Annotated in this window: 20 protein-coding genes; 8 read left to right on the forward strand and 12 right to left on the reverse strand. The window is 68.4% G+C overall.

Annotated elements, in window-relative coordinates; genetic code table 11:
- Positions 1–219 precede the first annotated feature (219 nt).
- From DB30_RS15760 to DB30_RS15770, 3 genes are read right to left on the reverse strand one after another with little or no spacing between them, the layout of a single operon-like run.
- Positions 220–738 (reverse strand): hypothetical protein, encoded by a 519-nt coding sequence (locus DB30_RS15760; RefSeq protein ID WP_052549680.1) that lies wholly within the window; start codon positions 736–738, stop codon positions 220–222.
- A complete protein-coding gene (locus tag DB30_RS15765; RefSeq protein WP_052549682.1) occupies positions 735–1,529 on the reverse strand; it encodes a hypothetical protein in 795 nt (264 codons plus the stop codon). Before DB30_RS15765 ends, DB30_RS15760 begins: the two co-directional genes overlap by 4 nt.
- A complete protein-coding gene (locus DB30_RS15770) occupies positions 1,529–2,200 on the reverse strand; it encodes an RNA polymerase sigma factor (protein WP_240480245.1) in 672 nt (223 codons plus the stop codon). Before DB30_RS15770 ends, DB30_RS15765 begins: the two co-directional genes overlap by 1 nt.
- 389 nt (positions 2,201–2,589) lie before the next feature.
- On the opposite strand from DB30_RS15770, the gene DB30_RS15775 reads away from it, so the two are divergent.
- The gene (locus tag DB30_RS15775) at positions 2,590–3,762 is read left to right on the forward strand and encodes a hypothetical protein (protein ID WP_052549684.1); all 1,173 of its coding nucleotides are present in this window, start codon (positions 2,590–2,592) and stop codon (positions 3,760–3,762) included.
- Here the strand turns inward: DB30_RS15775 and DB30_RS15780 are convergent.
- Genes DB30_RS15780 through DB30_RS15800 form a run of 5 tightly spaced genes read right to left on the reverse strand, consistent with a single transcriptional unit; the run spans position 3,742 to position 9,082 of the window.
- Positions 3,742–4,554, reverse strand: coding sequence for a hypothetical protein (locus DB30_RS15780; protein WP_052549686.1), 813 nt, complete (start codon positions 4,552–4,554; stop codon positions 3,742–3,744). The two genes, DB30_RS15775 and DB30_RS15780, sit on opposite strands and share 21 nt — an antisense overlap.
- Positions 4,554–5,546 carry a DUF4150 domain-containing protein gene (locus tag DB30_RS15785; RefSeq protein ID WP_052549688.1) on the reverse strand — a complete coding sequence of 331 codons (993 nt, stop codon included), beginning with the start codon at positions 5,544–5,546 and terminating at the stop codon, positions 4,554–4,556. Before DB30_RS15785 ends, DB30_RS15780 begins: the two co-directional genes overlap by 1 nt.
- A gap of 4 nt (positions 5,547–5,550) precedes the next feature.
- On the reverse strand, positions 5,551–6,597 hold the full coding sequence (locus DB30_RS15790; RefSeq protein WP_052549690.1) for a hypothetical protein: 1,047 nt from the start codon (positions 6,595–6,597) through the stop codon (positions 5,551–5,553).
- On the reverse strand, positions 6,594–7,670 hold the full coding sequence (locus tag DB30_RS15795) for a DUF2169 family type VI secretion system accessory protein (RefSeq protein ID WP_052549692.1): 1,077 nt from the start codon (positions 7,668–7,670) through the stop codon (positions 6,594–6,596). Before DB30_RS15795 ends, DB30_RS15790 begins: the two co-directional genes overlap by 4 nt.
- Positions 7,671–7,675: 5 nt before the next feature.
- Entirely contained in the window at positions 7,676–9,082 is a 1,407-nt protein-coding gene (locus DB30_RS15800) for a hypothetical protein (RefSeq protein ID WP_146659111.1), read from the reverse strand.
- A gap of 41 nt (positions 9,083–9,123) precedes the next feature.
- Here DB30_RS15800 and DB30_RS15805 point away from each other — a divergent pair, with 41 nt between their 5' ends.
- A complete protein-coding gene (locus tag DB30_RS15805) occupies positions 9,124–12,312 on the forward strand; it encodes a coiled-coil domain-containing protein (RefSeq protein WP_052549696.1) in 3,189 nt (1,062 codons plus the stop codon).
- Positions 12,309–14,072 (forward strand): peptidase MA family metallohydrolase, encoded by a 1,764-nt coding sequence (locus DB30_RS15810; RefSeq protein ID WP_146659113.1) that lies wholly within the window; start codon positions 12,309–12,311, stop codon positions 14,070–14,072. Before DB30_RS15805 ends, DB30_RS15810 begins: the two co-directional genes overlap by 4 nt.
- An 18-nt stretch (positions 14,073–14,090) precedes the next feature.
- Here DB30_RS15810 and DB30_RS15815 read toward each other — a convergent pair whose 3' ends face one another.
- Complete coding sequence (locus tag DB30_RS15815; RefSeq protein ID WP_052549699.1) at positions 14,091–15,659, reverse strand: zinc metalloprotease; 1,569 nt, start codon at positions 15,657–15,659, stop codon at positions 14,091–14,093.
- Positions 15,660–16,010: 351 nt separating this feature from the next.
- Between DB30_RS15815 and DB30_RS15820 the strand changes: the two genes are divergently transcribed.
- A complete protein-coding gene (locus DB30_RS15820) occupies positions 16,011–17,615 on the forward strand; it encodes a zinc metalloprotease (RefSeq protein WP_146659115.1) in 1,605 nt (534 codons plus the stop codon).
- A 48-nt stretch (positions 17,616–17,663) separates the two neighbouring features.
- Here DB30_RS15820 and DB30_RS15825 read toward each other — a convergent pair whose 3' ends face one another.
- Complete coding sequence (locus tag DB30_RS15825; protein WP_420870672.1) at positions 17,664–18,347, reverse strand: hypothetical protein; 684 nt, start codon at positions 18,345–18,347, stop codon at positions 17,664–17,666.
- A gap of 15 nt (positions 18,348–18,362) precedes the next feature.
- Between DB30_RS15825 and DB30_RS15830 the strand changes: the two genes are divergently transcribed.
- The 3 genes from DB30_RS15830 (at position 18,363) to csrA (ending at position 20,862) form a co-directional block, all read left to right on the forward strand.
- Positions 18,363–18,887, forward strand: a complete 525-nt coding sequence (locus DB30_RS15830; protein WP_165703788.1) for a hypothetical protein — start codon at positions 18,363–18,365, stop codon at positions 18,885–18,887.
- A 346-nt stretch (positions 18,888–19,233) separates the two neighbouring features.
- Positions 19,234–20,355 carry a hypothetical protein gene (locus tag DB30_RS15835; protein ID WP_052549704.1) on the forward strand — a complete coding sequence of 374 codons (1,122 nt, stop codon included), beginning with the start codon at positions 19,234–19,236 and terminating at the stop codon, positions 20,353–20,355.
- Between the two features lie 249 nt (positions 20,356–20,604).
- Complete coding sequence (gene csrA, locus DB30_RS42290) at positions 20,605–20,862, forward strand: carbon storage regulator CsrA (RefSeq protein ID WP_052549706.1); 258 nt, start codon at positions 20,605–20,607, stop codon at positions 20,860–20,862.
- Positions 20,863–20,871: 9 nt separating this feature from the next.
- Here the strand turns inward: csrA and DB30_RS15845 are convergent, their stop codons facing one another.
- Complete coding sequence (locus DB30_RS15845; RefSeq protein WP_052549708.1) at positions 20,872–21,672, reverse strand: M15 family metallopeptidase; 801 nt, start codon at positions 21,670–21,672, stop codon at positions 20,872–20,874.
- A 35-nt stretch (positions 21,673–21,707) separates the two neighbouring features.
- Between DB30_RS15845 and DB30_RS15850 the strand changes: the two genes are divergently transcribed.
- Complete coding sequence (locus DB30_RS15850; protein WP_052549710.1) at positions 21,708–23,945, forward strand: molybdopterin-dependent oxidoreductase; 2,238 nt, start codon at positions 21,708–21,710, stop codon at positions 23,943–23,945.
- 68 nt (positions 23,946–24,013) lie between these two features.
- On the opposite strand, the gene DB30_RS15855 is transcribed toward DB30_RS15850, so the two are convergent.
- Positions 24,014–25,309 carry a flotillin family protein gene (locus tag DB30_RS15855; RefSeq protein ID WP_240480246.1) on the reverse strand — a complete coding sequence of 432 codons (1,296 nt, stop codon included), beginning with the start codon at positions 25,307–25,309 and terminating at the stop codon, positions 24,014–24,016.
- Between the last annotated feature and the right edge of the window lie 4 nt (positions 25,310–25,313).

Here is a 25,313-nt window from a genome sequence, read left to right on the forward strand (position 1 = left end):
GCACGGTGGGCGGCGCCGCTCGTGGAACGGCTCGGAGGCGAGGCCTCGATCATGCTCTGGGACCATAGCGCAGGCACTCTTGGCTCGACGCGTGGCGGGGCTGATCTCGTCCCGCGCGGCCGACCGCGCAATCGACGTCAGCCTCGCGGGCGAGACCGATACCAAATGCGAAAGCGGAGGACCTCAGGCCCCCCGCTCCTCGCCGTTGATGCGCACTCGCTATCGGTGCTTGCACTGGTACGCAAAGATGATGGTTTGATCGCCGCGCCTGACCGGGATCAACATGATCTGGTTGCTGCCGACCACGAAGTCCATGTCGACCAGGTTGGAGCTGCCCCGCTTGAGCTTGGTGTTGAGCTCGAGCTTGCTGTCCTTCTCGCCGAGCAACGTCAGCTCGACGTTGTGACCGGACTTGAACTTGTGATCGACGACCTTGTTGAGCTCGAGCTTGAAGTCGAGCGTGTCGATCAAGCGAAACTCCCTGTAGCGGGCGAATTCAGGGGCTCGCAGGCGATCCGCCAAGAAGTCGAGGTTGGCGGGGATCCCACCCTCGCCCTTCTCGAGCGCCTCGACTGCGTGGATCCGACAGGCGGAGTCCTGGACCGTGGCTTGCGACACGCTGGGGGTCGCCAGCGCGAGCACCCCGGCGAGCGCGGGCAGCCCGAACACGAGCGCGGTGGTGAGGGCCGGGGCCAATGAGAAGGCCAGGGACTTCGAGTAGGTGCTGCGGTGCGTCATAGCGAACGCTCACTGTCGACAGGGCCGTCGTCTTCGGTCACCCAGATCACCGTGGTCGTGCCCCGCGTGCCCTCGACCTGCGAGATGGTGCCGGTCCGTCCGCCAAATTCGATGCGGCGGATCTCGGCTTCACCTGGCTCGGGCTGCGGGTACATCTCGGGGGCGATCTCGGGGCTGGGTGGTTCTGGGGCGACGGCGACCCGGGGAACGGGCTCGGGTGCCGGTGCAGGCGCGGGGTTGGTGCGCGCCTGCGCTGTGGGCTCGGCATCAGACGCCGGCTCATCCTGTGTATTCGAGGGCTGCGAATTCGCGGCGACCGCCGGGTCGTGCGCCCCGACATCGTTCGGCGCCCCGGCCGAGCGAGCGAACACCAACACGAGCGCGCCGGCTGCACCCACGACCGCGAGCGGCAGCCGAACGGGCCGAATCCACTCGGACAGCCGCTGCCACACGGAAGGCGGCGCCTCGGCGGCCTCTTGCAGCCGGGACTCGCGCTCGAGCGCCTGCTCGAAGCCATCCCAAACTTGCTCGAAGCGGGCTTCGGGGACGCGCTCTGCCTGGTGCTCGAGCGCGCCAACGATCATCGTTCGCATGAACGCGAGATCCGCCAACTTTGCGGCCAGCTCTTCGTCGCTGTCGAGATCGCCCGGAGTCTCAGCATTGACGAGCGCTCGCAGTGTCGCACCCAGCGACTCGGCGTCGCCCGCGTCCAAGCTGCCGTCACCGAGCTCCCCATCAAAGTAGGCGGACAGTTGCTCGTCGAATTCCGTAACGATGGACTGGTTGTTCATCAGATCCCTCCGCCCGCGACACCGGCGGTGTGTAGCCCATGGCTGGCGTTGCGCTCGAGCGCGCGCGCTTCGATCTCTGTGGCGTCCTGGGCCGGCACGCATGCGCCAAGCCGGTCCGTGAGGAGCTTTTGCATGTTGCGACGCGCATGAAACAGGCGGCTCATGATCGTGCCCTTGGAGCACTTCATGCTCTGCGCCATTTCCTCGTAGGACATGCCCTGCAGCTCACGCATGACGATCACCGCGCGGTGCTTGTCGCTGAGATGCTCGAGGCTGGCTTCGACTGCCGCGAGGATCTCTTTGCGCCGCAACATGTCCGACGGATCTCCAAACTGGGCCAGATGCGGCAGCAAGTCCGACGGTGGCTCGTCCTTGCCGTCGTGCCGCAGCCCGTCATCGAATTCGACGTCGCGGTGCCGCTTGGCCTTGCGCAGATGATCGATGCAGAGGTTCGCCACGATTCGGTACAGCCAGGTGTAGAAACTAGAGTTGCCTTCGAACTTGCCGATGTAGCGGTGGACCTTGATGAAGCTCTCTTGGACGACATCGAGCGCGTCCTCTTGGTTACGAAGAAACCCGTAGGCAACCGCGTAGACCTTGCGCTGATAGCGCTGCATCAGGACCTTGAAGGCACGTTTGTCTCCGCCTTTGACGGCGGTTACGAGGGCCAAGTCCTCGGCGTCTGGGGGGACCACGTGTGTCGCTGCCTTTGGACGGGTGCTCAATGCCGCTATTCAGCGGCGGGGAGATGGGAGGGATCGGGTTCCGGGAACGCCGGCGTACAGGACATGCCGGTCTCGAGACCGCGCACTTCTCGCTCCGCGAGGGTTGTCCCGTCTCGACGGTTATACCCAATGCAGGCATTTGTGGCCCCGTGCAAGCCAGGAACCTGGCCCTGAGGCTGTGAAGACCAACATCCTGGGCATATCGGCGCGGCGAGGGCCGCGGCCGCGCAAGGGCGAGAACTGCGATCTGAGCCGTCCGGGCTTCAGGTGCGGCTGCGACACTCGCTACGTGTTCAGTGCGCCCACACACGCCCGAAGTTGGGCATCCTGGAGACATGCAGATCAACCAACTCCTCGCGCTCATGCGCGAGCTCGAGGAGATCGCACCATGGTGGCGTGGGTGGAGCAGGCCGATCGACGCGGCCGAGGTCGCGCGCTTCGAAGTGACCCACGCGATCACGCTGCCGTCTGGGTATCGCCAGGTGCTCGAGGCGATCGGCGATCATGCCCCGCTGCCGGCGAGACCGGGGGGGGCCGTGCTCCCGCTGGCCGAAGCGCGAGCGCTGCCGACCGCGAGCGCATTCCTGGGACCGCTGTGCTCGCCCTTCCCCCACTCCGGCGCCGCGGCCGTCGAGATCGCCTGGGACGAGATCAGCGACGACTACGAAGATCCCGCGTGGCTGCGCGGGTGTCTGCCCCTCGCTGGCGCTGGCTGCGATGAGAGCTACGTGCTGGTCGTCACCGGGCCGGACCGGGGACGGGTGTGGGGCGTGACCCCGAGCGGGTCGCCACAACTGCACCCGACGGGGCTCGAGTTCACGCGCTGGTATCAGGCGGAACTCGAGCGTGGCTTGGCCCCAGCGCGGGCCCGCGTTCGTGAGCTCGCCGCGCTCGAGCGGCGGCTCGCGGATGCTGACGATGTCGACCAGGAGGCAGCGATCGCGCTCGGTCGAGCGCTGCTGTTCGAGGATCGGGCGCGCGCCGAGTCGCTGCTCGAGCAGGCATGGGCGCGAGTCGGCGCTGGCACCCGCGAGCTCGACCGGGCGATCACCGAGCTCGACCTGTTGACGGGCCGCGTGGATCGCCTCGACGCGATCGCCGCTCAGGGCGACCCATGGCTGCGAGCACACGCCGCGATCGGGGCGGTCCGAGCGGGCGATGATCAGCGCGGACTCGAATGGTTCGCAGGTGGTGGCCACCCGGCGACCCTCGCTCCGCTCGTCGCTGGTTATCACGGCCTCGCGCTGTGGCGCAGCGGTCAGCCCGAGCGCGCCCTCGAGGTCCTTCGTGCGGGCGCGACGAGCCTGGCCAACGTCGCGCTCGCGGCCAAGATCCAAGCCGAGCTCGGTGAGGTCGAGGCAGCGCGAACGAGCTGGCAGCGCGTGCGTCTTGGGCTGACCCACGCACCCGAGCAACCACCGCAGCGACCGCAGCTCGCCAGCTTCATCGCCCTGGCCACGCCCGAGTTGACCGAGGTGGACGCGGCGCTAGCCGGGCTTTCGGAGTGATGTTGGGCGCGTGCGCAGCTCGAGGTTGTCCGAGAGGAGCTCGACGAGCTGCATGAGCTCGACGCGCTGGTCCGCGGCGACCCGGACGTCGGGCGTGAACCCAGGGCACTCGTACATCATGACGGCCGCGCCGGCTCGCTCGCCGCACACACACCACGGCCCGGTGTTGGCGATCGTGGCGAAGCCGAGCTGCCCGAGGATCCAGGTGAACCGCGGCAGCCACCGACCGGATTGCCGACCCGATTGACTGCCTGGAAACCGCGGAGGCTGGGTCCCTGGCGACTCCAGATGCAGCTCCCAAGCATGACGTGGCAGGCACTTGGTGAGGAACGCGAACCCGAACAGCATCGCGGCGAACGAGCTGTGCTCGAGGGTGATCGCGGGTCGCTCGCCGTCGCCAAACCCCAGCCGCACCAGCGGCACCTGCTCGGGCTGCCCGCGGCGATCGAACATCAAGAGCGGCACGATCTCCTCGCTGGGGACGCCCGCGATCACGAACGCGCGCGGGTCCGGGTTGAACCCGGCCTCGATGAACTCGAGCAGCGCCTGCGCACGCAGATCAATGACGTCGTCACCGTACGCGTTGAGCCCGTCGCTGTCGGCCCCCATCCGCTCGAGGAAGGCCCGATGCACGGGTTCGAGCACGGCGCCGAGCCCGGCGCCGAGCCCGGCCTCGATCGCGTCGATGATCTGTGGCTTGGCGCCCGCCACCCGATCGCCAAAATCTGGCTGCCACGCGCTGACCAGCTGGACGAGCTCGTCGATCTTCGCGACCGCGGCCGGGTCCGTCATCAGCCCTCACCTTCGCGCGGGTTGGGGCACAGCATCGCGGCGATGTTGTCCTTGCACGACGGACACGACGGGATCGAGTGGCCGGTCGTGTGCCCCTTGTCGCGGCGCGCCCAAGTCTCGGTCATGGACTTGGGGGTGCAGCCGTTGTCGAGCGCGGTCATGATCATTTTTTGCGCAGCGCACTGACCTGGCGGGTGCTTGCCATCGATAGGCTTGCGCAGCGCCACCTCGGTCCCGCGCGCGGTCCTGACGGTCATGGGATCCTTGGGCGCGACGTTGACCGCGGGGCTCATTCCAGCGTCGGCAGCGAGGCTCGCCCAGCCCTTGAACGAGCTCGGGCCCACGGGCTGACCGGCGACCGCGACGTAGGTGTGCTTGGTCGCGTCCGGCGGGCACTCGCAGACCAACGCGCCGACCATGCCTTGTTTGCCGCCCGTGGTCTTGCCGGCGAGGATCACGTTGGAGAACTCTTCTGCGGACTTTTGGCTGTCTTCACTCTCGGGCAGCGGGAAGTTGTCCGACTCGTGCGCGCTGGCTTTCTCACCGCAGTTTGGACACACGTCGTCGCCAGACTCGAACGGATAGGCAACGTTGACGTCGCCGAGCACCAGCGTGAAGGTGTTGTCTTGGTTGCCGTTGTGGCCGGCGACGTCCGTGAACCGGATCACCCCCTTGCCCTCGAATTTCACGTTGGGGCTCGAGGTGCTCCACGACAGCTTGCCCATGTTCTTGGACGAGATCACACCGCCCGCGGTGCCAGCTTCGTCGCCCGAGCTCATGGCGATGCTCGACGACTCCAGCGCGACCGAGCAGCTCTGAATTTTGACGCTGGTGGTGCCCCCGGTCAGGTTGGAGCTCATCGCCACGTTGACGTAGGGGATCGGCACGGGACCCGCGGGTGACGGGGTCTTGCACACGTCGGGGATCGGGCAGGTGTGGGTCTTGCCGTCGCCTTGGTGGACGATCGAGAGGGTGTTGGCGTACACGGTCATGACATCACGATTTGGCCTTCTCGCCAGCTTCGACCAGACACGCGCCGAGCGTCCCGTCGTCGGATTCAGCGTAGATCAAGACCCGCCCAAGCGGGTCGCCGCGGGAGAACCGGAGGCTGGCGAACGCGAGCTGCAACGCAGCACTCGCGGCGCCACAGTCCCCGAGTTCGTCGTGGAGGCTGACGTAGTGCATGGGCTCTGGCATGAGCTCGGCGTGGCGCAGCGAGGCTAGCTTGAATTCGCGGCCCCAATGATTGGTCGTTGGCTGGCCCGAGTACACCGCGTTGGCGCGCCAGTTGGGATGCGCCTCGCGCAGCTGGGCAAACACGCGCGTGAGCCCGTCACCGAGGCAGGACTTGGGCTGCAGCAGGTGGAGGGCTTCACGACCCTCGAGCAGTCCACCGATCCACGCCAAGGGGTGGGCCTTGATCTGGCGCGGCACATCGGCGCGCGCCAACAACACGAACACGCCCGCTTCACCGGGGATCCGGCCCTGCGGGTTGTCTTCACCAAGCAGCGCGCCGCGCTTGGAGAGACGCAGCAACGAGGCTGGGTCGCAGTCGCTGTCGACCGCGCCAAGCACCACGAGCGGCTCGCCAGCGTGGAGCAGCGCGATCGCCTTCGCACAAGCGGCAAACCACCCGCCGCGTCCGCCAGCCAACCACCAATCGCTGACCGGTCGCGGGACCGCGGCGTCGCTCAGCTCGCGCAGATGGGTGATCATGAAGTCACGCGGCGCGTCGTGATCGGCGATCGGCTCGGGCCCGACCATCAGCAGCGGGACGTCGACGCGCTTCCAGTCCGGGAACCGCCGAACGAGATCGAGGTAGGCGGCGCCAGCTAGCCAGTGCAAGCGCCGTCCTCGGGCCGCGTCGAGACCCAACAGCTCGAGCGGCGCGCACACGGCCGCGCTGTCACCGGTGCCGAACGCCTCGGTCTCGACCATGCGTGACAGGCCCGCCTCGACCGCGGCGACCGAGCTCTCGGCGTCGAGGCCGAGTGAGCTGCAGACCCCGACGCCGAGCACCGCGACTGGACTGCGCGTGCTCATGAACGCGCCCCCGTGGGCGCCGGCCCGCCGGGCGACCCTGTCGGTGGCATCGGTTCCCAGGCTTCGAGGACGCGGACCAGCGAGTGGTGGTGCTGCGCCCCGCGGTCGAGCTGAACGTTGGCCCGCAGGATCAGGCTCACCCGGTTCTCGTCGGGTTCGAGGATCAGCGCGTCGAAGCGCATACCCACCCGCTCGACTTGGCCGCGAAACACCGACTTGCAGCTGAGCCTGAGCGTGGGCAGGACGAAGCCAAAGCCGCCTTCGGGGTGCATGCCAGACATCAGGACCGACTCGCCGCCCTGCAGATGGGGGATCGCGCGAAGACCCGGCGCGGCCGCCAGAAAAAAGCGCTCGTCAAAGTCGTCAGGCCACAGCGGGGCGCGTGTTCGCTTCCAGTTTTCATCGTAGGTGCCGGCAAAGCTCGCGCGCGGGAGCCAGTGCCGCGCGACTGGGCCAAACCCAACGGGCCGCGGTCGAGACCCCGGCTGGCCGATCCGCGCGCGCGGGTCTTCGATGTTGGGCAGCGCCGCGTTGGTGGCCGCTTCGAGGCTCGCGTAGAGCCCGACACCAAGGGGATTGCGCGGGTCGTAGCCGCTCGCGCCCGCCTCTATGTTCCCGCCCCCGTAGGCCCGCTCCCAGACCAAGGGCATGCGCACGAACGGCGCCGGCCGAGAGGCTCGCAGGGTGCCGGCGGTGTTGACCAAGACGCGGTCGCCGGTCACGTGGGCGCTCACTCGACACGGCCCGACGGCGAGATCGACATCGAGCTGGCGGACCGGACGGCCGTGGGGGGCGTGGGCGCTGCCGTTGAGATACACGTCGGTGCCCGGCCGCGCGTAGGCGCTCTGGCCCTCGTAGCGCAGGCTCGTGGTCGCCGGATCGCCCCAGTACACGTCGTCGAAGTGCGGGGGTGGCTGCTGCTCGCAGCGCACGAGCGGTCCCCGATGCACGCGCCCTGGGCGGGGCAGCTCGAAGTGCGCGGCGATCGCGACGACGACGATCTCTCGACCGTGACGATCGACGTTGGGCAGGCAAGCGAACCCGTACGGCGAGAGATTTTCGATCGGACCCATGTGGCTCAGATGTCCAGGTAGCCCCGCTGTGGATCGATGCTCGACTCGGCGAGCACGCCGAGCTGACGCAGCTGGCGAGGCGCGAACGCCCGGGTGCTTGGCTGGACCCGCGAGCGGGTCCGCAGCGTCATCTCGTAGCCAAGCAAGTGACGTCGGCGACTGGGTCCGTTGATATACACGGCGCGCGCGACCTCGAGGTTGGCGACCCGTCCCGACCAGAACCTTCGGCGCGGATCGAAGCGCCCCTTCGCGTCTGCCCACCACGCTTCGACGGCCTCGGGCTTGGGCAACGGCAGACGACGCACGGCGGGATCCAAGCCGGCGGCGGCGTCGGCCTCGACCGCGGCGTCGCGGGCCGCTTCTTTCGCCGCGAACTCGCCGTCGGGCTCGGCGAGGTCCCGATCGCCCGGACGCAGCTCGGCGACCGTGACTTGGGGGTTGTCGGGTGGGAGCCCCGTGATCGCGCAAAACGCTTCGAAGGCGAGGCGCACGATCCGTTCGTCGCGATGACGCAGCAGCTGCATGCACAGGTGGGCCGCGTAGGGTCGCCCCGAGAAACCCAGCGCCCACACCCGGGCCTCGCTGATGTGCCCGTCGACGACGCTCTTGATCAGCGCTTGGTGATCGTCAGAGCTGCCGACCACGGCGATGAGCTCGATGATCCCGGGTGGGACAGCCGGCGACTCGAACCACTCGCGACACAGATTCCAAGCGCGATGGCTGCCGACCTGCAGCCCGGCCCGCAGCGCCGCGACCCGGATCTTTGGGTCTTTGCTGTTCAAGAAATAGTCCAGCACATCGTGGACCCGATCGCCGACGCTCGCGGCCATGTCCGGCACGACCGCGAGCGCGGCCAGCACCGACGACGGATCGCCGCGCAGGCAGAAATTCACCATGTTCTCGTCGGCCGGCTGGCCCCGAACGGCGAACGTGCGCAGCCACGCAGGCCATGACCGCGCGTCCGTGCGCAGGCTCGCCTCCCACAGCGCGCGATCGGATCCATTCGTGTCCCACAGCTGCAAGGCACGGTGGAGATGGGTGGCAGACTCTGGGGCCAGTTCTTCGGTCGCGGCCGCGATCAAGCGCTCCGTCCCCGGTACCCGCTGGGCCAGGATCGACAGCGCCGCGGTCGCTCGTTGGGCTCGCTCGTCGAACGCTTCGTCGGCGCCGTCCGCACGGATCGCTGGAAACAAGATCCGCTCGACGACCGGCATGCCGCCATGGACCAAACCACGCACGTGGGCCGCGAAGCGCCGCTCCGGCCCGGCAGCGAGCCCACGCAGCGATGTATCAGCGCGGTCGAGCCCGTCCTCCCAGCCCAAGAACAAGTACTGCGCGTCCTCGAAGTGCTCCTCGAGGACGCTCCACAAGATCCGTTCGGATCGCGTGCGAGGGAGCGGAGGCAGCGACATGATTCCTTATACCCCGAGGGTCGTCTATATAGGACCTCTCGATGGTTCGGGCCGAGGCGAAGCTGCTCCACGACTACCTGCACGGCGTCCGTCGTGTCGCGCGTCGGCGAGCCGCGATCTCCCTGGTGGTCGACGCGGGGCTGTGGTGTTTGTTTTGGGCGGCGACGGTCATCGGATTTTGTGCGCTGACGCTGCGTGGTGACATTGGCGCGCCTGTTGGGGCGCTGGTCGGCGCGCTCGGGCTGGGCGTGCTCGTGGGGGCGCGGGTCCGCAAGCTGCGTGCGGTGATCGGATCGTCGGAGCAGGTCACGCTCGCGCGATCGATCTCGACCACACCTGGGCCGCTGCGCCAGGTCGCGACCGCCGAAGAGCGCGAGCGCGACATCGTCCTCCGCCACGAACTGCTGGGCGCGACCCACCTCTGGCACGCGCTCGAGCACGGGGACGGGACCGACAATTCCTCACCGGAGCTGGCCGCCGCCTATGTTCGGCGCGTGGGTGCGGCAACCCTCGAGCTCGACGCCAAGCTCGCGCTCGCGCGGCCACGCCGGGCCCCGCGGGTGGTCGGTGCCCTGCTCGCGGGGTTGGTGCTCGCGGGGCTGGTCATCGAGCCGATCGGCGCCCGCGGGATCGCGGTGTTGCTCGCGGGCACAGACGCTCGACCGCCGCCGCCGCCCCAGCCCGTGTGGCGCTCGCTGGTGCTGGTGCTCGACTACCCCGAGCACACCCGACGGCCCGATCGGCGGGTCCAAAACCCCAGCGGCACGATCCGGGCGCCCGCCGGGACCACGGTCACGCTCGAGCTCGACGCCGCCGGTCCGGCCGACGCGGTGCGACTGGTGCTCACCCACGATCGCCCGGAGCTATCTCCCGACCTGGCTCCCGACCTGGCCCCCGACCTGGCCCCCGGCTCGGGGTCGGACTTGGCGGCCGAAGTCGTCGAGTTCGAGCAAGTGGGCGGGCCCGATCAGCTGCGCTGGGTGGGCCAGTTCACCCTCCGCGCCGCCGGGAGCTGGGTCGTTGCCCTGCTCGACAGCACGGACCAAGACGACGCCGAAGCGCTGGCCGTGGCCGCCCGCCGCTCCCCGCCCATGCGGATCGAGCTCGAGCCCGACGCGCTGCCTGAAGTCGAGCTGCTGCCGCTGCCGGAGCGACAGCGCGAGGTCAGCGAGACCGATCGCGTCGAGCTGCGGTTCTCGGCCCGCGACGACTTTGGCCTCGCCGAGGCCGAGCTGGTGTACGAGCTGCGCTCCGACGATGGCGAGATCGAGCGACACCGGCTCCCGGCCGGCGAGGCCCCAGGCGGGAGCCGGACCGCACGAACCTGGCGCCATCGCTACCTCTGGGATCTGTCGACGATCCCGATCGAGCAACGCAGCAGCGTCACCTACTGGGTCGAGGTCCGCGACAACGATCCCGGGCTCGGGCTGACGCCGCTGCCCGACGGCCCCGGCAAGGTCGCGGCCTCGGCTCGGCAGCAGCTGCTCTTGCACGACGAGGAGGCCGAGCACGCGGCCAACATTCGAGACTTGCAGGCGATCCGCGACGCCGCGGTCGACATGCTCGCGGCCCGGCTCACGACCTCGGCGTTCTCGGACCTCGATCAAGTCGTCGCGCTCACCCGCAAGCTGCGAACGGCCCAGGAATTACACGAGGGCGCGGCGACCCTGTTGACGATGATCGCTGGCGCCGTCGATGCGCTCGCCGTCGACACCATGATCCCCGAGCGCGAGGTCGAGACCCTCGCGGCGATCCACGCGCGACTGCTCGCGCTCCATCGGCAAGAGGCCGCGCTGCTCGACCAGCTCCCCGTGCTCCCGAGTGGGCGCGCCGAGCGTGAGCACGAGGACGAGCGGGCGCCGCTGCTGCGCAAGCTTGGCCCCCACAATCAACGTGAGCGCGAGCAGCTCGAGGACGAGATCATCCGCCTCGACGATCTCGTGGATGGGCAGATCATCGCCCACATCGAGACCCTGGTCGCGCGCCTGCAGGCGTCGCAGCAGAAGCTCGTAGAGAAACTCGAGCAGCTCGCGGCGGGCGACGAGTCGGTCCGGCCGGAGATCGAGCAGCTCGAGCAGCGGATCCGCGAGGACATGGGCCGGGTCCAACAAGCCCGCGCGCAGCTGCGCAAGGAGCTTGGCGAAGAGTGGATGAACCTCGACGCGTTCAAGGCCATGGAAGAGCGCATGCGCAGCCAGGAGCTGCTCGAGCAGCTCGCCCGCGGGGACGTGGAGGGGGCGCTCGAGCAGGCCCGCGAGCAGCTCGACGAGATCCGGTCGCTGCGTGAGCAGGTTCAGGAGCAGGGCACGCAGAGCGAGGCCCCTGCCCTGTCTGAAGAAGATCGTCAGCGCATGAAGATGCTGCGCGAGCTCAGCCGGCTGCAGGACGAACAAACAGGCATGCGCGGCGAGACCCGGCGCCTGCGCGAGCAGTGGCGCGATGCGGTCGGACAACAGCCCGCCGAGTCCGGTGCGGTCGAGCGCGCGGGCGAGCAGGCCAAGCAGCTGCGCGAGGCGATCGCCGAGATCGACGACACGCACTTGTCACGCGAGGGCCGCAGCGCGCTCGAGGACGCACGCGAGGCGCTCGAGTCGCTCGAGGCTGCAGCGGAGGACGGCGACGCGACCCAGCTCGAGTTGTACGAGGGCGCCGCCGCAGCCAGCGAAGCGCTCGAGCGGGCCCAGGCTGGGGCCAAGCCGGGCGAGGCCGAGGCCCGAGCGCTGCGCAAGCTCGGCGGCCGCGCCGGGGGGCTGCGCGGTGAGTTGCTCGAGCCGCTGCCGCACGCCGACGAGGTTGATGTGCCCAGCCAGCAGGGCCAGGCCACGCGGCTGTCCGAGCGCGCGACAGACCTCGCCGAACGTCAGCGGGCCCTGCGAGAGCGGGCCAAGCGACTGCTCGACGATCCTGCCGCCAAGATCCTGCCTGGCCCAGGCCGCGAGGCGATGCGACGTGCCGACCAAGGCATGCGCCAAGCCGGCGATGCGCTCGAAGACGCCGCCCTCGATGGCGCCCTCAACGGTGAGCAGCAGGCTTGGAACAGCCTTCAGCAGGCGATTGACAGCCTCCGCCAGAGCTCGCCGCCCCCACCCCCGCGCGACGGCGGGGACGCGTCGACCGAGGCCGAGCGTGATCGATCGTTGCGTGATGAAGTCGTCGAGGCGATGCGCGAGGGGGATCGTGATGGGTTCGACGACAACACCAAGCGATACTATGAGGAGCTACTGCGATGAGCCCCGCCGCTAAATACCCGCGACCTCCAGCTTCGCGGGCCGCACGCCCCACGCCGCACGCCCCACGCGGTCGCGGGGCGTTTGTTCGTCGCGGCGCCTTGGCTGCGCTGATCGGCCTTGGCCTGTGCCCGCAGCTGCCCGCCCTCGCATCACCGCCGCAGACCCAGCCCCCCGCCAGCGCCACCGAGCCCGAGTCAGCGCCCGAGTCAGCGCCCGCGTCAGCGCCCGCGCCCACCACCAACGATCTGAGCGTCGGCTTCGCCGGGTTCATGGCCAGCGTCGACACCTGGGATCTCGAGGCCGCCGGTCGGCGCCGGGACGCGCTCACCGACCCACGCGAGCGCCAGCTCGCAACCGGGATCATCGCGATCTACGCCGCGCGCTACCCCGAGGCACAGAGCGTGCTCTCGGGCGTGGTCGCGGGCGCCTCGACCGCTAGCCAAGACGGCGTGACCGGTCGCGCGGCCTACTACCTCGACGTCGCGCGCGGTGCCCAGCTCGCGCTTGGCGACGCAACGACCCTGCGCAGCGACGACGGCCGGTTCGAGGCGGTGTTCGCCGATCCGCGCGACGAGCTGCTCGCGCCCTACTTGTTCGAGGCCATGGCCGCCGCCTACGACGAGCTTGGCGAGGACATCGGCGTCCACCCGGATCACCCGATCCGCTTCGAGATCTACGACGCCCCCGGCAAGCTCGCGCTGGTCACCCCGCTGACGCTCGAGAACATCTACACGACCGGGACCGTGGGCATCTGCAAGTACCGGCGGATCATGATGATCAGCCCGCGGGTGATGCTGTTTGGCTACGGCTGGCTGGACACGGCGGTCCACGAGTACGTCCACTACCTGGTGACCATGCGCAGCAACAACGCGGCGCCGGTGTGGATGCAAGAGGGTCTCGCCAAGCTCATGGAAACACGCTGGCGCGAGCCCAACGCGACCCAGCAGCTCGAACCCGGGATCCGCCGGCTGCTGTTCGAGGCGCTCGAAGCCGACGAGCTCGTGACCCTCGAGCAGATGCACCCCTCCGTCGCGATGCTGCCCAGCCAGGAGCTCGCCGCGCTCGCCTACGCCGAGGCCGAGACCATGCTGGGGCTGCTCGAAGAAAAGCGCGGGCCAACGGCCTTGGCCGCGGTGCTAGACGACGTCGCCGGAGGGGTCGACGCCAAGCAGGCGTTCGCCGACGCGTGGGGCGACGAGTTCGAGGCCTTCTTCGCGGTCTGGAAGACCACGATGCGCAGTCGCACCGCGGGCGCTGCCAGCAGCGGTCCGCTCGCCGGCATGGCGTTCCGGGACGGTGACGAAGATCCTGGCGAAGATCCAAGCTTGCACGGCGACGTGTTCTCGCACCTTGGCGGCGGGAAGGCCCGCAAGCACGCGCGCCTGGGCGTGCTGCTGAGCTTGCGCGGGCACACGGCGGCGGCGGTGATCGAGTACGAGCAAGCGCGCGCCGCCGATCGCTCGGCGCGCAACGATCCCAAGCTCGCGCGCCGCTTGGGCGAGCTGTACCTCGAGCTCGATCGCGCCGCGGAGGCCCTACCCTTGCTGTTGATCGCGGCCGCCGACGATCCAGACAACCCCAACCTCGCCGCCGCCGAAGGCCGCGCGCGCCGGCTGACGGGTGACGACGCCGGGGCCCGCCTCGCCCTCGCTCGCGCCGTGCGTCAAAACCCGTTCATTCCCAGCCTGCACTGCGACCTCGCGGCGCTAGCTGAAGACTCGGTGACCGCCGCCCACGAGCGCGCGCTGTGTATGGAGTGATCGGCACAGCAAGCCGCGTCAGCGCGGGCCCGAACCACGGATACTCGTTGGATCGAGTGCCAGCACCTGCCCGCCGTTCACGTAGCGAATCGCTGTCAGTTCGCTGATCTCGGCCGGAAGCACCACTTTGATCCAACGCGTTTGGTGATCGCTGAGCTCCGAGACATCGGCCTGCGCGACGATGCGCTCCCCGGTCGAGGTCTCGAATTCGAACCGCTCGGCGCTCGAGCGACGCCCCACATCAATTCCACCCGGCATCGTCCACCACTCCCAGCTTGGCGACCCGTCGCTGTTGGCACGGACCGCGCCGACGAGCAGCTGGGTCCGCTCATCCCCGCTGTCCCCCACGCCAGCGCCTTCGAAATCCCACGCTGTCAGGGTCTGAATGCGCGCGTGGGTCTTGGCCCAGGTCCAGTCCGAGACCCAGCTCGGCCCGCAGTAGCTCATGTAGTCGTAGACCTTGGCGGGGTCGTACACCTGCAAGCTCTCGGTCCCGACCCCCCACGCGCCGATCTGGCCGTTGGGGTGCGGGAAGCTTGGATCTGGATCGTCGGCCGCTGCCGTTGGGCACGCCACGTGAGCCAAACCCTGCGCGTGGCCGAGCTCGTGGGTGAAGGTCTCGATCGCCGCGCTTGGATCAATGTTCCAGACGACCGTCGCGCTCACCCGGCTGCCCGCGTCGTCCTTGGTGTCGTTGGCCGCATACGAGATGCCAAACACGCCGCCAAGCGACTGGCTGCCGACGTCGATCAGGGCGTGATAATAGGCGTTGGGATCCGCCCCCTCGTCGCTGCGTAGCTGGGCCAGGACCGGCAACAGCGAGCTGAGGCTGTTGAGCTGGCCGTCGTAGGGCACCGCCGCGTGCACGTCCCACCGGACCTCGGTGACGGGGTTTTGCTCGTAGACGTTGTTGACGATCCCGAGCAGCAGCTTTTCATCGAGCTTCGGCACGTCGCCCTGGTATTCGATCGGCACGATGACCAGCTCGAGCTCGAGCGGCACCGCTTCAAAGCCGATCGGGCGGTGTCCAACGTCGGGGTTCGACCACGCGCCCGGCTCGAAGCCTTCGCCGATGCTGGGTTGCCGATCCCACAGCTCGACCTGGTACTGCGTACCCGCGCGCGTCTGTTCGTCGTCGGTCTCGAGCCGAAACACAAAGGGACCGTTCAGGTCGTCGCGCCGCGAGCTGGCTTTGACTGTTCGGACCTCCACGAACGAGTCCTCCGAGCCGTCTGGATATTGCAGCGAGAGCCGAGCTTCGATCTCGCGCGGGACCCAGTCTGCGTCGACGCTGTAGTGGACGCGGATGACCGCGTCGCGCGAGGCGATCGCCACGCCATCTCGCCCGTCGACGTCGATCCAGTCCGCGCCGGCGCCGATCGGCACCCGTGTCCCCTGGTTGAGCTCGACCTCGACGATCGAGATCCCAGCAGCGGGGCTCGGATCGCGCTCTTCCGCCTCGGGCCCAGTCAGGCCGCTGGCCGCGTCTTCCTCGCCAGATCCTCCGAGATCGCGGGACACACCGCCGCAGCCAAGCGACCCAGCCAGCGAGGTCGAGAGCAGCAGTGGGATGACCGATACGCGCAATATTCGCACCCCATTCTCGCAAGCAACGAGTGAGCGGGAGAGAGCGGGAGAGAACCCATCCCAGCAACAAAATGTGGGCTGATCCGTGGCCGGGTGCCAAATCTACTAGAAGCGCGTGGGTGTCGCCAACCGTGAAGTGCGGGCCTCACCAGATCGCATCAGCAGCGAGCCAGGCGCCAATTCAAGCTGTGTCCATGTCCAGCTCCTGGGCGCTCCGCGAGGCAACCCGGTCTTCGCTCCAGGGGCCGTCAACCTGTCGCTGCTTGGGTCCGCTCGCTGGCACTTCATGCGTGCCGCCCCCCGACCCTGGAGGTGTATAAAGTGGAAATGCGATCTTTGAATTCGGGCACCATGCGACGCGCCACTCTGGGTGGCGTCACTTTGTTCGGCATGAGCGTGTTGCTCGCGGGCTGCGAGACGGATCCTGGCACCGACGCCACCACGGCAGCGAGCGCTGGCGACAGCGAGAGCGACAGTGGCACCGACGAGGGCGAGCCATGGGAGCCAATCCCGGCGCGGGGCGACATCGTCTTGTCGCACGTGGTCGTCAACCAGGCGGTCGACGTGCCGATCGCCGTCGCGGGTGTGTGGGTTGGACCCCAGGATCGCAACACCTTCGTGGTCGCCAACCGTGACACCTTGCTGCGCGGCTTCTGGGACATCCCCGAGGACTGGGTCGACCGCGAGATCACGGGGCGCCTCGATCTCGAGTTCCCAGACGGCACCGCGGTCACCAAGGAGCTCGACATCTTCATCGACGCGCCCTCCTACGCGGGTGACCTCAAGCGCGCGTTCACCTTCGCGCTGATCGCCGATGAGTTCCCGCCCGGGGTCAAGTACCAGCTGTCGCTGTGGGAGGCCGGGCCGGGGTTCGAAGATCAGCGCGAGTCGACGACCGTCACCAAGTCACCGATCGACGGGCTCGAGCAGATCGGAATCCAGAGCGAGCCCGCGGAGCTCAAGGTCGTGCTGGTCCCGGTCAAGTACGAGGTCCCCGGCTGCAGCACGAACACCGCCGAGATCACCGAGGACGAAGAGAAGAACTTCCGCGACTACCTGCACGAGCAGTACCCGGTCGAGCAGGTGATCATGGACTTCCGGCGTGATTCGCCGATCGAGTGGAACCAAGAGCTGACCAGCCTCGCCCAGCTGTGGCAGCCCCTGCGTGACCTGCGAGACGTCGACTTGGCCGCGCCAAACGTCTACTACTACGCGCTCGTCGACGCGTGCACTGGCGGCATTGATGGCGCTGGCGGCATCGCGCCAGGGCTGGCAACCGACACCAAGTCAGCCGCCTACGAGCGCGTGTCGTCAGGCCTGTGGCACCGGACCGGTACCTACCACTACGAGACCATGGTCCACGAGCTCGGCCACAACCATGGCCGGGCCCACATCTTTTGCGCCAACGGGGACGCCGCGGGGACCGACCCGTCCTATCCCTACGACGACGGTGTGATCGGCGTGTGGGGGTTCGGGATCCGCTTGTTCAAGCTGCACAGCCCGACCGCGTCGTGGGAGTTCATGACCTACTGCTCGCCCACCTGGGTGTCTGACTGGGGCTGGTCGAAGGCCTACAACCGGATCCGCACCCTGACGAGCTGGGACTACGAGGGCGCCGCCCCCGACGAAGGGCCCGGCTCGGACGAGGGCGAGGTGCTGATCGGGCTGCTGTTCAAGAACGGCACCGAAGAGTGGTCCACGACCCACGGCGCGAGGGAGCCCGAGTTCTTCAGCAGCGGCGAAGTCATCAGCTTCGACTACGCGGGGGGCGAGGTCGTCGCCTCCCCGACCAACGTGCAGATTCTCGACGACGGGACCACCATGATCACGACGATGGTGCCGCGGCGCGAGGCCACGTTCGAGCGGGCGACCCGGATCGACGCTGGCGAGCCACGACCGATCGTGCTGCAGACCCCGGAGACCCGCGCGTACAAGCTCCGAGCGCCGGCTCGCTAGCCGGCCCCCACACGGAGCTGCAGCGCGGCCCGACCCGACCCGCTGAGGTCAGGCGACCCGATGCAAGCTGGTCGCCTGACGCGGATCCGAGACCGCGGAAGCCGGCCCGGCGCTGGTCGCCTCAGATGATGCTGGGCCGGCGGCGGACGCCCCGGTCCCCGCCGACCCCGAGCCAGCGCTGGCCTGCTTGCGAGCGGAGACCGCCAGCGACTTGCGGAAGCTTCGGTCGATCTGACGTAGCAGCCGCCGCAGGCTCTTGCACACGGGAGTCGCTTGGCGAACGACAACGCCGACCTGAAACCCGAGCCGGCTCGGGCCTAGCCGATCCACGACCAAGCGGTGCTCACCAACGGTCGCCTGGATCTCGGAGCCTGCGCCGTCGCCCTGCTGATCTTCGATGTCGTGGAACACCTGCGCGAGCCGAGACAGCGCGCGACCGACCACGGCTTCATCGAGGCTCGAGTCGTTGGTGCCAGCGATGATCTCTGTGTTGCGCAGCAAGTACGCGGCGAGGATGTCCGGGGTCTGGGCGAGGCGCTCGATCTTGTCGAGCACGTCGAGCGGGGCCTCGTCGAGCAGATCGCGGCCGCGCTGGGCGTCACCGAGGTCGCGCTCGAGCAAGCCCTCGATCCGGCCGACGATCGTGCGCGCGCTGGCGCTGCGGCCAGCGATCCACGTGGCCTTTGCGTCTGCCCACCCAAGCAGCTCGCGGACCGCGTCGGCACCTCGCACGCCGTCGCAGTGGGCGTGGACGGGCTGCCCATCTTCGAGGTGAATCGCGCCCGTCCGAGCGCCGACACGCAGATGGAGGATGCCGCTGCTGAGGGCCAAGGCGTGGAGCCGCAGCAGCTCACCGGTCTCGACCGCGCCACATCGACCCGCGAAGTCGATCTTGCGTTCCTGGGCCCGCAGTACCCGCACGAGGGCCCCCGGTTCGCATGGGCTCGGGACGATCGCCGTGGCTTCTACTTGGGCCGCGAGATCGATCGCACGATCATCGAAGCGAGGCGCGATCACGACCAACGGGAGGTCTGGGTGGCGGGCCCGGACCCGCAGCGCCAACTCACCGTGCTGCTCTCCAGCATGCTCGACCACCATGCCCAACGTCACTTCACCAATACGCGCACCATCGCCCTCGCCATCGCCCTCGCCCTCGCCCTCGCCCTCGCCCTCGCCAAAGTGCACCACCGAAACCCCGGGTCGAAGGTGCTGGACCATTTCGGCCAATGCGGCGCCCTGAGAGGGATCGTGCGCAGCAATCAACAGTTGTAGTGAGGGCGTCGGCGTCATTGGTCGTTTCTCCTGGCATCCGGTTCAGCACGTGCCGTGCCAGTTCTCAATTTCCGCGCCAAAGCCCCCAATTGCGGGAGAACGTCACTCTCAGGGCGGGTCACCCGGCGTCCGCCAGATTGCGTCTTCTGTAGATGATGTAAGCGAGATGGCAGATTCCGCTCATTTTTGGGACCTTGGGGCGTTAATCTACGGGCGCGATGCCGGAGAAAGAGCCCGGGATCCCGGTAGCTGCGCGCCCAATAGGGGTTGCCAAGCATCCCCTCCGCGAGAACGGGCGTGATAACGTGCGTCCGCTACTTGTCTTGTTCTGAGCCGGAGATTTTACATGACCAGCAAGCTGTTTTGCGCCCTGCCCCTATCCCTGCTGATGCTCTGCGCCGGATGTGGCGGCAACGACCCCAGCGGTGACACCTACAACGTGACGCTCACCGCGGGTTCGCTGACAGACGGCAACGACAGCCTGAGCGAGACCGACAGCAGCCCGGGCGATGGGGACGGAGACCCAGGTGGCGACGGCGATCCAAGTGGTGACGGCGACACGGGACCCAAGCTCGATGTGATCGGCAATGACGAAGGCATGCCCACCGCTGGCGACGCGGGTGACGGCGACGGCTGCCAGAAGGTCGACTTCCTGTTCGTGATCGACAATTCGGGGTCGATGCTGGAAGAGCAAGACAACCTCGCGGCCTCGTTTCCAAGCTTCATCAATTCGATCAGCAGCACGCTCGACGCGGCGCAGGACTACCACATCATGGTGATCGACACCGACGCGTGGGTCTACGCTGGCTGCCCGTTCCTGTGTGGATTTCCGCTCCCCGGCGTCTGCGTTGGATACGAGTGCGGCGTCACCCAGCCGGCCCAGTGCGAGGACGTCCTCGGTGCTGGGGTCACGTGGCCCAAGGGCGCCAACTCGAGCAACGCCAACTGCAACTTCGTCAACGGCAAGCGCTTCATGACCGACGCCGAGCCCAACTTGCCGGGCGCCTTCCAATGCGCGGCCCGGGTCGGCACCGACTCGACCGACGACCCCGAGCGCCCCATGGAAGCGATGGCCGCCGCGGTCTCTGGCCAGGGCCTGGCGGGGAACTGCAACTACGACTTCCTGCGCGATGACGCGATCTTGGTCGTCACCTACATCACGGACGAAGACGACAACGCGGGCGACGGCTCCAGCGGCGGCGTCGATACCTGGCGTCAGGCGCTGATCGACGCCAAGAACGGCGACGAGTCTGCGATCGTGGTGCTCGGCTTGTTTGGCGACGACGACCTGCCCAACGCGCAGTGCAACGGCGGAGCCGAGACCTCGCCGCGGCTGCGCAGCTTCCTCGACTCTTGGGGCGACAAGGGCATCTTCGGCTCGATCTGCGCCCCCGACTACGATGACTTCTTCCAGACCGCGGTCGACATCATCGATACGACCTGCGACGAGTTCGTGCCGCCCGAGTGATCCGAGCGACCGGTGTGCGCGCCACACGGGCAGGTCCACTGATCCTCTGGTCATCGTAGACGATGCTCGAGCGGTGATCCGTGGATCAGTGATCGGCCGTGTGCGGCAAAAAAAGCCCGGTTTCGGACCGAAAATCTTTGCAGGTGTGATTGCGCCGCCGCGTGGGCGTGCGATCGTGCGTCCACCGAACGTTTCGGACCACCACCCAACCTCGGGTGGGCAATCGAATACGCCGCCAAGGAGGGCAGCATGCTGACGCTAACAAGGAAGGCCGGCCAGAAGATCCGCATCGGCGACAACATCGAGATCGTCGTACGCGAGATTCGAGGTCGACAAGTGCGACTGGGAATCTCGGCGCCCGAAGGTCTCGAAGTGTTCCGCGAGGAGCTCTACCAGCAGATCCTCGCCGAAGAGGGCAGCGAGCCTGCCGACGCGGAAGCTGGCGCAGCAGCATCGACGCCACGCGAGCGTCAGCCGGCTCGATCCCCCGGGGCGAGCGACGAGTAGCCCCCAAGTCTACCGCCGCTGCTGCGCACACGAGTAAGCCCGGTCACGGACCGGCGCGGGTGTGTCGGCCTCGAACCCAAAGTGCCACCACTCGCGCGTGTAGGGCCGAAACCCCACCTGCACCAGCGCCGCCCGCAGCTCGAGCCGGTTGCGCAATGGCTCGCCTTCGACCCCACGCAAGAAGCTGGTTTGATCAAACTGATCCCAGCGCGAGCCCATGTCGAGCGCCGTCCCGTCCGCTCGCGCGAGGCCCAGATCGATCGCGCGACCGCGGGAGTGGGCCGAGTGTGCGGCGACCCAGCCGTCGTCGAGCAGGTCTTGGCGGTCGTGCGCCCTGCACCACTCGACCATCGCCTCGCTCGCGCGACGCGGGCGATAGGCGTCGTAGACGATCAGCCGCAGACCGCTCGCCTCGAGTCGAGCGGCCGCGCGGGCGAGGGCGTTGGCGGCGTCGGCCTCGAGCCAGGCCCCCGCCGCTTCGTATCCGGGCAACGGGGCGCCGGTAAAATTGTCGTGGCGGTGGTAGCCGGCGACGATGATCACCGAAGGGATCAGCACGCGAAGGTCGACGAGTCCCGCCGGTGGTTCGACGAGCGCGCAGGTCGGCGCGTGCGCAAGCTCGGGCGGTGGCTCATCGACCGGCCTCGCCGGCGCCGTCGTCGGTTCCCGTGGCGGCTCGCGCGGCGGCTCAACAGCAGGTCGCGCGCTCCGACGCGGCGGCGAGGGCTCGGGGTCCGCCCCACAAGCAACCAGACAGATCGACAGCAGCCCAGCCGCGCGAGCCGTCCAGGCGCGAGCTCGGGTGGCCATCGAAGCACGCACAGCGCGTACGTATACTCCCGAACATGAGCGCGCGCGCGACCCACTTTCGCACCTGCAACTTGTGCGAGGCCATGTGCGGGCTGGCGATCGAGACCGAGGGCGAGCAGATCATTGCGATCCGCGGCGACCAAGACGACGTGTTCAGCCGCGGGCACCTGTGCCCCAAGGGGCCCGCGCTCGCGCAGATCCACACGGATCCAGATCGGCTCCGGCGACCGCTGCAGCGCACGCGCAGCGGCTGGCGCGAGCTCGAGTGGGACGACGCCCTCGACGCTGCCGCCGAGGGCCTCCACCGGGTCCAACGCGAGCACGGCAACGACGCGCTGGCGGTCTACCTGGGCAACCCGGCGGTCCACAACCACGCGGTGGTGCTGTACGGGCCGCCGTTCCTGCGCGAGCTGAAGACTCGACACCGCTACTCGGCGACTTCTGTCGACCAGCTCCCCCAGATGCTGGTCGCCCACCTGATGTTTGGGCATCAGCTGTTGCTGCCGATCCCGGACATCGATCGCACCCAGTACATGCTGATCGTGGGCGCCAACCCGCTGGTGTCGAACGGCAGCATCATGAGCGCGCCAGACGTGCGCCGACGGCTGCGGGGGATCCAGATGCGGGGTGGCAAGCTCGTGGTCGTTGATCCGCGCCGAACCCAGACCGCCAAGCTCGCTGACGAGCACCTGTTCGTGCGGCCCGGCACCGACGCGCTGTTGCTGCTCGCGCTCTTGCAAGTGATCGCCAGCGAGGGGCGCGAGCAACCTGGCCGGCTCGCGACCATGGTGGAGGGCGCGGACCGGGTCCGGCGCGCGGTCGAGGGCTTCACACCCGAGCGCGTGGCCGGGCCAACGGGGATCGACGCCGATCGAATCCGCACCCTCGCCCGCGAGCTGGTCACCCATCGCGGCGTCACCTATGGACGCGTGGGCGCAGCCACCCAACGGTTTGGGGCGCTCGCGCACTGGGCGATCAACCTGCTCAACGTGTTCACCGGCGCGCTGGATCGGGTCGGCGGCTCGATGTTCACGCGCCCCGCCGTGGATCCGATCGCCATGCCCAAGGGCCTGGGCGTGGGGCCCGGCGCGTTCGGACGCTGGCGCAGTCGGGTCCGTGGGCTGCCCGAGTTTAGCGGTGAGCTGCCGGTTGCGAGCTTCGCCGAGGACGTGCTCGCGGGGCACGAGGGGCGTCGGGGCGAGGGCGAACCGCTGGCGCCGATCCGCGGGCTTTTGACGCTGGCCGGCAACCCGGTGCTCTCGACCCCGGCCGGCAGCGCGCTGGGGGACGCGCTCGAGCGGCTCGAGTTCGTGCTCAGCGTTGACATGTACATGAACGAGACGACCCGGCACGCGGACCTGATTCTGCCGCCAACGTCGCCGCTCGAGCGCAGCCACTACGATCTGGTGTTCCATCTGCTGGCTGTGCGCAACACCGCCAAGTGGTCGCCCGCGCTGTTCGAGCCGCCGGCCGACGCCCGCCACGACTGGCAGATCCTGCATGGCTTGTGGGCGCGCCTGGATCGCCTCCGCGGCGACGACGGGGTGGTCAAGCGCGGGCTGCATCAACTGCTCGAGCGCCTCGGTCCCGACGGCATGATCGACCTCGGCCTTCGAGCTGGCCCACACGGCCGGCTGCTCCCTGCCGCCCTGCGCCCGCTGCTGGGCGACCGCGCGGGTGGGCTGAACCTCGAGACCTTGGCCGCGCGACCGCACGGCGTCGACCTGGGTCCGCTCGAGCCTTGCCTGCCCGATCGCCTGCCGGGCAAGCGCCGCCGGATCGAGCTCGCGCCGGCCCTGCTCATCGAGGATCTGAGCCGGCTCGAGCGCAGCTTTCCGCTTGGCGCCGCCGCGGTCCGCCCGCCCACTGAGGCCGAGCCAAAGTTCTCGCTGATCGGCCGACGACTGCTTCGCAGCAACAACTCGTGGATGCACAACGTGCCCAAGCTGATGGCGGGCAAGCCCGCGTGCACCCTGCTGATGCACCCCGACGACGCCGAGCGCCTCGCGCTACGGCCCGGAGACGAGGTCTGCGTGCGCTCGCGTGTCGGCGAGGTCGAGGTCCCCCTCGAGCTCGACGCCGACATGATGCCCGGCGTCGTGAGCCTGCCCCACGGGTTCGGCCACAACCGCGAGGGCAGCCGCATGCAGGTCGCAGCGGAACACGCCGGGGTCAGCATCAACGACCTCACGGACCCGGCCGAGATCGACGAACTCTCGGGGGTCGCGGCGCTCTCGGGCGTCAGCGTCGAGGTCCGCTTGGCGCGGTCATGAACCAAAAAAGCGGGCGCCCACCCGGGCGCCCGCAAACATGTGACCTGATGGCCTGTTGGCCCTGTGGCCTACCCGAGCTTGGCCTTGACCATCGCCGGGACGTCGATGCCGGTCGCGGCTTTGATCTGCTCGCTGTAGTTGATCAGCTTGCCAGCCACGTCGCCGCCTTCGCTCCCCTCGCCGCCCTTGCCGAGCACGGTGAGCCGGTCGACCTTGAGGTTGCCCATGCTGCTGGACATCTTGGTCATGAGGGGAACGAGCTTTTGCATGAGCAGGATGTCGCGTCCGGCCCGGCCCATGTTGTTGTAGCGCTCGGCGATGTCGGTGAGGACCTTGGCGGTTGCCTGGCCCTGCTCGACGATCTTGGCGGCGTCGCCCTTCGCGTCTTCCTCGGCGGCCTTGCGGGCGGCCTCGGCTGGCTGGATCACGTCGGCGTCGAGCTGGGCGCGGACCTGCTCGATCCGGGCCTGCTGGGTGTCGACCTCGGCGTTGGCCTGCGCGACCGAGGCTTGGACCGCGGCGAGCTGCTCGGCGATCATCGCGTCGCGGCGGGTCCGAGCGTCGGCGACCCGACGCTCGTTCTCTTTGCGGGCGATCTCGATCTCGGCCTCGAGCTTGGACAGCTCACCGTTCATGGTGTTGCGCCACTTTTGCTCGGCGGCCTCGGCCCGCGCCTCGGCTTCGGCGATCTGGGCCGAGCGGCGGATCTGCGCGCTGATCTGGCGCCCGATCGCGTCGAGGTAGCCGACGTCATCCGAGACGTTCTGGATCTTGAGGGTGTCGACGACGAGTCCGAGGTGACTGAGATCCTGCTCGGCTTCCTCGGCGAGCTTGGCCGCAAACTCCTCTTTGTCCTTGTTGACCTGCTCGGGGGTCAGACCCGCGAGCACCCCGCGCAAGTTACCCTCGAGGGTCTCGCGGGCGATCTTCATGATCTCCTCGCGGGACTGACCCAAGAAGCGCTCGAGGCAGTTGTTGAGCAGCGGCTCCTCGCCGGGGACCTTGATGTTGGCGACGCCCTGAACCGAGAGCGGGATGCCGCCCTTGGAGTAGGCGTTTTGGACCCGGACCTCGATGATCATGTTGGTCAGATCCATGCGGTCGACGATCTCGAACAGCGGGATCCGAAGCGCACCGCCGCCGCGAATGATGCGATAGCCGGCCACCCGACCGTTACCGGCGACGCGCCGACGGCCCGAGAACACCAGCACCTCGCTGGGTTGGCACACGTAGTAGACGCGCTTGGCGACCATTGCGATGACGAACAAGAAGACGGTGCCGATCGCCAACAACCCGACGAGCGCCTCGGGTTCGATGAACGAGCCCGCTTCCATCATGAATGCAAGTGCGAGTGCGACAGACATGGAC

It is taken from the genome of Enhygromyxa salina (assembly GCF_000737335.2).
GTDB lineage: Bacteria > Myxococcota_A > Polyangia > Nannocystales > Nannocystaceae > Plesiocystis > Plesiocystis salina_C.